General features: G+C 51.0%; 7 protein-coding genes and 1 pseudogene. 3 read left to right on the plus strand and 5 right to left on the minus strand.

What is annotated here, in order from left to right:
- Positions 1 to 76 precede the first annotated feature (76 nt).
- A complete protein-coding gene (ydiJ, locus tag M1E16_RS15055) occupies positions 77 to 3,130 on the plus strand; it encodes a D-2-hydroxyglutarate dehydrogenase YdiJ (RefSeq protein ID WP_458127717.1) in 3,054 nt (1,017 codons plus the stop codon).
- A gap of 84 nt (positions 3,131 to 3,214) precedes the next feature.
- Here the strand turns inward: ydiJ and M1E16_RS15060 are convergent, their stop codons facing one another.
- Positions 3,215 to 4,171 (minus strand): GlxA family transcriptional regulator, encoded by a 957-nt coding sequence (locus M1E16_RS15060; protein WP_458127718.1) that lies wholly within the window; start codon positions 4,169 to 4,171, stop codon positions 3,215 to 3,217.
- A 191-nt stretch (positions 4,172 to 4,362) separates the two neighbouring features.
- Here M1E16_RS15060 and M1E16_RS15065 point away from each other — a divergent pair, with 191 nt between their 5' ends.
- Together M1E16_RS15065 and M1E16_RS15070 are read left to right on the plus strand one after the other, a co-directional pair.
- On the plus strand, positions 4,363 to 5,253 hold the full coding sequence (locus M1E16_RS15065; RefSeq protein ID WP_458127719.1) for an MBL fold metallo-hydrolase: 891 nt from the start codon (positions 4,363 to 4,365) through the stop codon (positions 5,251 to 5,253).
- Between the two features lie 89 nt (positions 5,254 to 5,342).
- Entirely contained in the window at positions 5,343 to 5,885 is a 543-nt protein-coding gene (locus M1E16_RS15070) for a cysteine hydrolase family protein (RefSeq protein ID WP_065878042.1), read from the plus strand.
- Positions 5,886 to 6,082: 197 nt separating this feature from the next.
- On the opposite strand, the gene M1E16_RS15075 is transcribed toward M1E16_RS15070, so the two are convergent.
- The 4 genes and pseudogenes from M1E16_RS15075 to M1E16_RS15090 all read right to left on the minus strand — a co-directional run bounded on the left by M1E16_RS15075 (position 6,083) and on the right by M1E16_RS15090 (position 11,127).
- Entirely contained in the window at positions 6,083 to 6,961 is an 879-nt protein-coding gene (locus tag M1E16_RS15075) for a methyl-accepting chemotaxis protein (protein WP_458130335.1), read from the minus strand.
- Between the two features lie 27 nt (positions 6,962 to 6,988).
- Positions 6,989 to 8,224 (minus strand): annotated as a pseudogene (locus tag M1E16_RS15080) (cache domain-containing protein); the annotation flags it as partial.
- Positions 8,225 to 8,471: 247 nt separating this feature from the next.
- Positions 8,472 to 9,656, minus strand: coding sequence for a 4-hydroxybenzoate 3-monooxygenase (pobA, locus tag M1E16_RS15085; RefSeq protein ID WP_458127720.1), 1,185 nt, complete (start codon positions 9,654 to 9,656; stop codon positions 8,472 to 8,474).
- A gap of 130 nt (positions 9,657 to 9,786) precedes the next feature.
- Positions 9,787 to 11,127: a hypothetical protein gene (locus M1E16_RS15090; RefSeq protein WP_458127721.1), complete on the minus strand. Its 1,341-nt coding sequence runs from the start codon at positions 11,125 to 11,127 to the stop codon at positions 9,787 to 9,789.
- Positions 11,128 to 11,152 lie beyond the last annotated feature (25 nt).

The raw sequence follows: 11,152 nt of genomic DNA on the forward strand, positions 1-11,152 counted from the left end.
TAGGGGCATCGCCGTCTTTTCGGCGGCCCAAAGTTAATTAGTGCCAAAAAAGCCGCAAAGCGGTTGGAGTTCAATCATGATCGCACGGTTGCTACCGCCCAAAAATCAAAGCGTGAGCTACAACGACTTTCTGAAGCAGCTCGCTGAAACAGGCTTCCGAGGGGACATTATTCACAGCTACGGGCAGCGGATGGCGCTTGCGACGGATAACTCTATTTATCAGCAAATGCCTCAAGCAGCCGTATTCCCCGTTGACGCTCAGGACGTAGCGATCCTGGCGACTCTGGCCGCCGATCCTAAGCATAGGTCGGTAGTGCTGACACCACGAGGTGGCGGCACCGGCACCAATGGTCAGTCGTTGACTGATGGTATCGTCGTCGACCTGTCACGCCATATGAACACCGTTCTTGAAATTCACGCTGAAGAGCGGTGGGTGCGCGTTCAAAGTGGTGTGGTGAAAGATCAACTGAATGCTGCGCTTAAACCTTATGGACTTTTCTTCGCGCCGGAATTGTCCACGTCCAACCGAGCAACGATTGGCGGCATGATTAACACCGATGCCAGCGGCCAGGGCAGCTGTACCTATGGCAAAACCCGCGACCACGTTCTAGAGCTTTCCACGGTATTACTTGGAGGTGAGTTACTCCGCAGCGGGGTACTAGAGCAAGGTGCTCTGGAGCAAGAAACTGCGCGCCCGGATCGGATCGGTGAGGTTTACCGGTGTGCGGTCGACATCGCGGATAATCAGGCAGATCTGATTGAGCATACCTTTCCTAAACTCAATCGCTGCCTCACGGGCTATGACCTTGCGCACCTTCGCGAACAGGGTGATCTGTTCAATCTTAACAGTGTGCTGTGCGGCTCCGAAGGCTCCCTGGGTTTCATTATTGAGGCCAAACTCAACGTCTTGCCGATCCCTAAGTATTCCATCCTGGTTAACGTACGTTATGCCAGCTTCATGAATGCGTTGCGCGATGCGAAGGCATTAATGCTGCTCAAACCTTTGTCGATTGAGACCGTCGACTCCAAAGTCCTGATGCTGGCGATGAAGGACATCGTCTGGCATGGCGTTGCCGAATACTTTCCTGCAGACCCGGACAAACCTACCTCGGGCATCAACCTCATCGAGTTCAGCGGCGACGATGAAGCTGCTGTCCAGCAAAGCGTTCATGACTTCGTCTTGCATCTGCAGAGCGACACGTCTGTGGTGCGCTTGGGCCACACACTCGCAATAGGCGCCGATGCAGTCAAGCGTGTCTATGCGATGCGTAAACGGGCGGTTGGACTGCTGGGCAACGTCACGGGTGAAGCTAGGCCGCAGCCTTTTGTAGAAGACACCGCTGTGCCTCCAGAGAACCTCGCTGACTTCATCCAAGAGTTTCGGGCGCTGCTGGACGGCTATGAATTGCAATACGGAATGTTTGGTCATGTTGATGCCGGCGTACTGCATGTGCGCCCGATTCTGGACATGAAAGACCCGGTCCAGGCTGCATTGATCCGCCCCATTTCCGACGCCGTCGCTGCCTTGACTCAAAAGCATGGCGGCTTATTGTGGGGCGAACATGGGAAGGGATTGAGATCCCAATATGTCCCAGATTACTTCGGTGACCTTTACCCTGCGTTACAAGATTTAAAGGCGGTTTTCGATCCGTACAACCAACTTAATCCTGGAAAAATCGCAACCCCCAGAACGGTACCTGAAGCTCGGCTTACTCAGGTAGATGGCGTTGAGTTACGAGGCGACTTAGACCGCACAATCGACGAACGCGTATGGCGAAGCTACGACACCGCTGTCCACTGCAACGGGAATGGCGCCTGCTACAACTTTGATCCAGACGACGCCATGTGCCCCTCATGGAAAGGCACCCGTGACCGCATTCATTCACCCAAAGGACGTGCTTCCCTTATTCGCGAATGGTTGAGACTGCAGGGTCAGCAAGACATAGATGTGTTGGCGACAAGTGATCACATTCGGTCAATCAGCAACGTCGCCAACCTCGCAAAACGAGCAGTCAACACGGTCGCACAGAAAATGGGGCAGCAAGACTTTTCCCACGAAGTTTATGAAGCAATGGCTGGGTGCCTTGCGTGTAAATCCTGCGCTGGACAATGCCCGGTCAAAGTAAACGTGCCTGAGTTCCGCTCGCGTTTCCTAGAGCTGTATCACAGTCGTTATCTGCGCCCTTTAAAGGATTACTTGATCGGCTCGCTGGAATACACGATTCCCTACATCGCTCGCTTCCCGCGCCTGTATAACTTTGTCATGGGCTCCCGCCCGGTACGCTTCGTTCTGGAGCATATCGCCGGGATGGTCGATAGTCCATTGCTCAGCATCACGGACTTCGACGCTGTATGCCGTCGTTGGAACGTTCAGATCGCAACGCCTGAACTCCTGTCGACATTGGGTAAACAGCAGCGCGCTCGCAGCGTAATCATCGTCCAGGATGCCTTTACCCGCTACTTCGAAACCCCCGTGCTCTCGGACTGGATCGAACTGATCGCAAGGCTTGGCTATCAGATCTACCTCGCCCCGTTTGCGCCCAATGGCAAACCGCTTCAGGTGCAAGGTTTCATCAGCACTTTTGAAAAAGCTGCCCATTTCAACAGTAACGCTCTGAGTCAGCTTCAGGGCTACGAAATAGCGCTCGTAGGGCTCGATCCCGCGATGACTCTGGTGTATCGCCAGGAGTATGCGAAGACATTGGGCAGCAGCAAAGCCCCCACAGTTCTACTGCCTCAAGAGTGGCTGTCCAGAACGGTTCAACAAATTCCGAGTGCCAAAGATGCTGCGCCCTATTACTTCCTCCCACACTGCACTGAAAAAACTAATGAGCCGAGCAGTATCGGTCTTTGGCAGCAGATCTATGGGCGCATGGGACTGAGTTTACAGATTCAACCAAGCGGGTGCTGCGGCATGTCTGGTACCTATGGACATGAGGCAAAGAACGTCGGCACTTCAGAAGTGATCTACAAGCAGTCTTGGGCGCCGCTCGTGACAAAATTCAATGCTTCTGGCCGGTTATTGGCCGATGGATATTCTTGCCGTAGCCAAGTGAAACGACAGGACGGAGTAACCGTTTTACATCCACTACAAGCCTTGCTCTCTGTTGTCAGGAAAACGACAGCCTAAGCGCCGGAGCAGCATTACACCACCGCCGAAGACTGAGTCAAAGGCTCGGCTACAGGCTCCCTGCAATGCGGCTTAGCCCTAAATTCATTTCGCAGAAAACGTACGCCGATACTCAGAAGGCGATGTGCCGAGGTGAACGCTAAATTGCTGCCTAAACGATAACGGCGTTCCAAATCCTGCTTCACCCGCAATACATTCGATAGGCAGGTCAGTGGTCTCCAAAAGCTCCTGTGCTCTGGCAACCCGTTGAGCATTCAACCACTTTGAGACGGTACTGCCAGTCGTCTCTCTGAATCGCCGAGTAAATGTGCGCCTACTCATCTTCGCCATGTCGGCCAATACGTCGAGCGACAGATCGTTAGAGAGGTTCGCTCGAGCCCACGCCATTACTTCAGACAGATGAGTCTCGCTGGAGAGGTGCGGCACCGGGTGTTCAACGTACTGAGCTTGGCCTCCCTGTCTGTGCGGCGGCGTCACCAGCATCTTCGCGGTGCGATTCGCGACATCAGCACCGAGGCGCTGGCGAATCAGATGAAGGCAACAGTCAATTGCCGCCGCAGTTCCCGCAGAAGTCACGATGTTGCCATCGCTGACGTAGAGCACATCAGGCCTGAAGCGAACTTCTGGGAAACGTCGCGCAAACTCTTCTCGGGCGGCCCAGTGAGTGGTTGCTTCCTTGCCATCCAGTAATCCAGCATCTCCGAGGACGAATGAGCCTAAACATAACCCAACTATAAGCTTACCTTGAGCATTGGCCAGTTGGAGCGCTTTCACTAACTGTACAGATGCACCTACTAATTGATCGCCCCATGCCGGAATGACGATTACATCAGATTCCTCCATCAGTTCAAGACCATGAGCGACCGTTAAGTCGAGGCATTGGTCGCTAGCGACCATCCCTACCTTTTCTGCGCAATAATTGACCTCATACTGAGGTTCACCAGGTGCGGATTGAGCAGTGCCTAGCACCATTCCAGGCACAGAAAGATGGAACAGGCTGACACCTTCAAAAGCCAAAACAGCAACACGTATGGATCGCATCAATAGCCTCGCATGACAGTCGACCGCTTAAACAAGAGCGCTTTCGATGATTGAATGCTTCTCTCGTGCTGTCTCACAGTCGCGCCGATCGACTGGCCCGATTATATCGAAATATGTCCTTCAGGCCACTATTGTGATGCGACGCAGTCGGCAAGAATGCAGTTCTATACAGACTAATAGGATCAAATCCAATGATTTTCAGAAAACTGCCTCTTGCACTCAGCTTCGCTTGCGCTATTGCCAGCCCATGGGCATTCGCCAATACAGATGTATCGCCCGCACCGATCACGACCCAAAAAGTGGATTTTCAGCAAATTCGTAACGCAACAGTGAAAATTACCTACCGCGACACAACGTTCCTGATCGATCCGATGCTCGCGAAAAAGGGAACCTATCCTGGATTTGAAAATACGTACCGAAGCGATCTCCGCAACCCAATGGTCGATCTCACCGAATCACCTGCCGAAGTAATCGCCGGTGTGGATGCTGTCATCCTCACACACACGCATCTTGACCATTGGGACGATGCCGCGCAGAAAGCGCTGCCTAAGGAAATCCCTCTATTCACTCAAGATGAGGACGATGCGAAATTGGTTCGTTCCCAAGGCTTTAAAAATGTGCACGTACTGACTGGCGAAGCTGAGTTTGGCGGAGTCAAAATCACTAAGGCAGGCGGTCAGCACGGCACCGATGAGATGTATGCCGTGCCGCCCCTCGCGAAACTTCTGGGCGAGGCAATGGGCGTTGTGTTTCAAGCCCCAGGCTACAAAACTCTTTACCTTGCCGGCGACACCATCTGGCGAAAAGAAGTAGATCAGACCATTCAAAAATATCAGCCCGAAGTTATAGTACTTAATACCGGGAAGGCGAAAGTGAATGGGTTCGATGGCGCAATCATCATGGGTGAGGATGACGTCCTACACGCATCCCAAGCAGCAAAAAATGCGAAGATAGTCGCCGTGCATATGAATGCTATTAACCACACCTCGCTAACACGTGAAGCGCTGCGCATTTACGTTAAGAAGCAAGGTATCGAAAGTCGCGTCGACATTCCAGAAGACGGCGCTTCGCTGGAATTCTGATTTAAACCTACCAAGAGCGGGGTAATAGTTCTTTACTCCCGATCCCAGCTTAACCTCCAAATCATTGGATACTCAACGGGAGAACGTTCATGAAACGAGGTCTTGTAGTAGTTGACCTACAAAACGAATATCTACCCACCGGCAATTTGCCTTTGACCGGCATTGACGCTGCTGTAGAGAATGCTATCCGGGTAATCAGCCACGCGCGCGGTACCGGTTTTCCTGTTTTTCACATACGGCATGAGTCTGCTAAAGACGCTCCGATCTTTGCAAAAGGATCGACTGGTGCGGAGATTCAACCAGACGTAGCCCCGCAAGGTAACGAGCCTGTAATCGTAAAAAGACACATTAACGCCTTTAGGGAAACTGATCTGAGACAGCAACTGGAAGCCGCTGATGTGAAGGAAATCGTAGTCATAGGTGCTATGAGCCACATGTGCATTGACGCCGTAGTACGCGCTGCAGCAGACATGGGATATCCCGTGACCGTACTGCATGATGCCTGCGCCACCTTGGATCTGACATTCCACGGCGTGACTGTTCCTGCCGCCCAAGCGCATGCAACCATGATGGCCGCATTTGAATTCGGCTATGCAAACGTCATATCGGTAGACGAATATCTGGGGGCTTAAACGCTTATTTTTCGGTTGAGGAAGCGCCAATTGCCCCACTCCAGGACAGCTCCCAATTCCAGTGCGTTTGGGGACAACACAAGCAAGACGAATAGGGTATCAGGTACGCCAAGGGAGCCCGGCTTTACTAAGCCAGGCTCTCATGGACGGAAGACTCAATGCGTCTTTCCATCACAAACCAGGGAAAACAGCTACCCCTAGGTCACAAACTGGTTGGCGAGCACCTGCTGCTTGATGGCTAACGAATTAATAGATCTGCTGATTTCCTGAGACTCTTGCGCCTGCGCTGAGAGCGATTCGGTGACATCCCGAATTGTTACCACGTTTTGGCTAACCTCCCCCGCGACCCTGCTCTGCTCCTCGACCGCAGCGGCGATTTGGAAATTCATTTCGCTAATGATTCCCACAGACTCTTTGATTCGGTTAAACGCCCCTGAAGCTAGACAGACGTCCCTAACAGCGACACTGGCCTGAGCTGAACCTTTTTTCATTGCGCTAACAGTCTCAAGGGTATTTCTCTGCAGTTGCTGAATAACGTCACGAATTTCCTCAATGGAATCACTGGTGTTGCTGGCAAGATTGCGAACTTCGTCAGCCACTACTGCAAAACCCCGCCCCGCCTCCCCCGCCCTTGCAGCCTCGATTGCAGCATTGAGCGCGAGAAGATTGGTTTGCTCAGCAACTGCCTGAATCACCTCAAGGACATTGCCGATGCGCTCGCTACTGCCGGTTAGCCCTTCGATCTTGGACATCGCCAAAGAAAGATCCTTAGCCAAACTTTCGATCGTCTCGGAAGTAGACCTAATAACTCGCAAGCCATCCTGAGCGGCAATACTAGCTACTCCCGTAGCGTCAGCCGCCCTAGTTGCGCTACATGCCACTTCCTGAGCTGAGGAGCTCATCTCATTTGAGGCTATCGCCGCTTGGTCGATTTCTCGGTATTGTTGCTGCATTTCCATGTTGATCTTACTAGAGATGATTGCAGATCGATCAGCATTACTGTGCGCTTCTAAGACTAACCGCTTAAGCTCAGACATCATAGGTTGTAACTTATCGAGAAAAGCGTTAAACCACATCACCAGCACTCCCAACTCATCGTTGCGGGGATACTGCAATCGCTTCGTAAGATCACCCCCAACACCCGCGACTTCCCTAAGCATTTCAGAAATGTGGTGAATCGGAACTATTATCCTGCGAGCGATTAAACGAACCATAATCAGCCCAAATACCAAAGCCGCTAATCCAGATACTGACGACCATGCAGTATCAATAAAATTACGCTCATCCAATTTTACTTTAAGAGCATTGGCTGGCTGCATCACCACATCGCTAGGAATATCTAGAACGATGCCCCAATAAGAGGAGCCTGGAATTGGTTGTACGGCAACAGTGACCCTTTGACTGTTGTTTATGACCCCGAGAGACGTCAGACCACTTTTAATTGAACGCTCTAGCTTAAGCGCGTCACCAACACCTGCTTCAACTAATTGCAAACCTAGTTTTTTTGCATCTCCGCTATGACCCGCTAAGAGACCGCTAGGGCTGAAAATGCTGACCTGTCCTTCACCATCAAACAGTTTTTTGCTACTTCCCTCTACTAATTGTTGCACAGACTCCAAACTAACATCCATGCCGACCACTCCCAGTACCCTTCCATTTTCTATGAGAGGAAAGGATAAGGTCGTGATTAGTGTCTTCCTGCCAGATGACTCATCAAAATAAGGCGAAAGCAAACAAGGTTTACCAGTGGACTTCGGACAGGTGTACCATTTATTAAAATGGGTACCATCAAGCATAATCGTTGTATCAGCTATCAGAGCCTCAGGCGTTGGTTGCAATACAAGACGTCCATCCTGCTGCGCAGCGTAAATAGAAAAGCGACCAGCCTCATTACTACCTAGCTCTTTACGACCGATAAAATCATTATCGCGCCCATCAAGAGAATTAGGCTCAAACACGATATAGAGGCTCAGCAAATCAGAATGTAGAGCGAGATTATCTGCCACCAACTTTGTGAGCTCCCGCCTAGCTGTTACAGCCTCTAAATCACCGCCAAGTACCATTCTTCGAAATTGAACGGCACTTCCTGCTAGATCAACCCCACTCTGGTAGCCTGCTTGAAAGTATTTTTGCACTAAGCTACTTTGCAGCGCGCCTTCGGCCAGGAGCAATTTGTTAGCAGAACCTTTGAGAAGTTCCTGAGCCTCAGCACTGGCCAAATCTGTATTTTTACTGGTTCTGTATATAGATATAGAGACTAATAAAAGCACTATCAAGCCGAGACACGCACCCACCATTACAAGCATGCGAAACTTAATTGAATCCCTGAGCAAGATCATCGCATATCCTCGAAATTAGTACGGAGACCACATCAAGAGATGCAAAGTCGATCCGTGCTGATCGCTTCCATTATTTTTCAGTGAGCAATACGAAAAGACCTCATGGCCAAGAGAACAAGAGTTTGCTCCCAACGAATCATGAAGTCCTCAACGCTCTAAATCTTCCTAAACTTTATTCAGTCAAGCACATTAGCAAGCTACATGGATAGGCCCTGAGTGACTTGAAAACCCTCAAGGCCTGCGTTACCTACTCAATAGGCTCGTAAGGAAGCCCCACGTAATTTTCTGCAATCGTCCGCCGTCCAGCCTGAGAACGGACAAAGTAGTCGAGCTCGGCCTGCTTTATTCGCTGCCCAAAATCATCATTACCAGGGAAACGATGCAATATTGAAGTCATCCACCACGAGAAGCGCACCGCCTTCCAGATTCGGCGCAGACAAACTTCAGAATAGCGTTCGAGAAGATCCGTACGCCCCTCTTGGTAAACCTTAACAAGAATGCGGCTGAGTGTGCTCACATCGCTAGCCGCAAGGTTAAGGCCTTTTGCACCGGTTGGAGGCACAATATGCGCCGCATCACCCAGTAGAAAAAGGCTTCCGTACTGCATAGGCTCGACAACGAAACTCCGAAGTGGAGCAATACTCTTTTCAATGGACGGGCCAGTTATGAGCCGGTCAGCTGTTTCTGTAGGGAGCCGTTTTTTCAATTCCTGCCAAAAACGATCGTCAGACCAAGCTTCGACTTTTTCATCGGTAGATACTTGAATGTAATAGCGGGTCCGCGTAGGCGACCGCATGCTGCATAAAGCGAAACCGCGATCATGGCTGGCATAGATGAGTTCCTCACTCACAGGAGGTGTATCCGCTAACACCCCCAACCAACCGAATGGGTAGACACGCTCAAACTCCTTGAGAACCCCATCCGGGATTGTCTTGCGCGAAACCCCATGAAACCCATCACAGCCTGCGATGTAGTCACAGTCCAAGCGAACAGTCGATCCATCATGATCAAAGGTAATGTAGGGCGCCGGTGATTTTATATCTTGCGGTTGCACGCTCGTGGCGCTGTAGTAGGTAATACCTCCGCTGGAGCTTCTAGCCTCCATTAGATCGCGAGTAACCTCGGTTTGACCGTAAACCATTACCGTTTTACCGTTGGTCAAACCTTTCAAGTCTATATGCTCACAACGCCCATCGAACGCCAAGTCAAATCCGTCGTGAACAAGACCTTCGCGATCCATTCGCTCAGCAACACCCGCCTGTCGCAGCAAATCTACAGTCCCTTGCTCAAGCACGCCGGCACGGATACGCCCCAGTACATAATCAGGGCTCTGCCGTTCGATGATGACATTATCAATACCAGCTTTTAGGAGCAGTTGACCAAGCAATAGACCAGAAGGGCCAGCGCCGATAATTGCAACTTTTGTTCTCATCGTTTTCGTCCTAAAGGGTGAATGCCACCATGGCGATTCTTTGTAATTTTCAGCTAAATCGAATGCTTTATGCCGCAACCGACATAAAGCAAAACTACTAACCCATACATGCGCTTATGGGCGAAGGGATCTAGAAGGAAGTTCCTACGATGAGCTGTACGTAAGTATTGAGGTCATCACCACCTAACTGCGAACCTCCTTGGCTGGCAGGTTTCTCCGGCTTATACAAGCCCAACACCGGACTGACGAAAACATGATCAGTTACCGCTACCTCGGCATATATGTCGAACTCCCTTCCGCCGAGGTTCGCTAGGCTACGATCAACCGGATCAAAATCGAAGTAAAGCGCTCCTAACGTAAGGTTTTCACGTGGAGTGACCTTCAAACCGACGTGATGGACGCGCGTATTACTGTTGAAAGGGCCTGCATAATTAGAGGCCACTTCACCCTGAAACCATGTGCCATACCCACGGTTATTGCCATAGAACAATGGGTCGAATGATTCAGAGAAGCGACTATAACGATAAGTGGCTATGGGCGACCATGGGATAGCTGCAAAAGTCCAGCTGCCCTCAAGATACCAGGCGTTCTCTCGACCACTGTCTCGGGATTGAGTGGCATATTCGACCGCAAGATTTAAATTCTGGACTCCTAGAGAGCCTGCTCCCCGTAGACTGACGGTTTGCATACCGTCACGCTCTGATTGGAACGGGGTTGCAAAACGCTCATTGACGTCGAGACCTTTGATGTACGTGAGGCCCAAAGCTCCCTCATCGGCCACACGCTCTAAAGTAGCCACAGCTAACTTGGTTTCTGCTTGGGCTCGATTATTTGAGCCCAGCCACATGAGGTCGCCCCTCCACCCCTTTTCCCCACCCACACGAAGCACAGCTGTCTTATCAAACGCCTTACGAGCAGCTAAATAATAAGCGCCGCCCCGATCATAGTTATCACCGAGATCGACATCGCCGAGGCTAAGTGCATCACCTTTAATTAAGAATCCGTCCCCAACAATCACTTCCTGGCGACCGGTGGAAATCTCAATACCATTTTCGCCAAGGCTAGGAAAAAGGCTCCCTGAACGCCAACCAAGATAGGCATCTTCAACCGCGGTCCGCCGCTCAGTGCCTTCCGTGAAGCCTGCTGCATCGCCGTCACCCCACGTCCCTGAACTCAGAAGGCTAAAAGCGCCATACACACTTGCTTTGCCCTCAAGTTCGCTGCTTCCATTCAGCCCATACTTGACAAAGCCTTCTTGCCAGTTCGAAGAGTCAGAATCCCGCGTCCCAGTCGTGGCGTAATTTTCTTCACTGTGCATCGCGGCGAATACGGCCTCGACCTTAGCATTAAGTACCTGGCCGCCCTGATTGTAGAGTTCGTAAGCCCGGGACTCTAGCGGAAGAGCCAATACACCTACAGCTAAAGCGACCGAAGTATATCCACATTTCTTAGCTTCATATTTAAACGACATAATGAACCCATTATCTTATATTTAT

It is taken from the genome of Pseudomonas sp. Z2-11 (genome assembly GCF_054161305.1).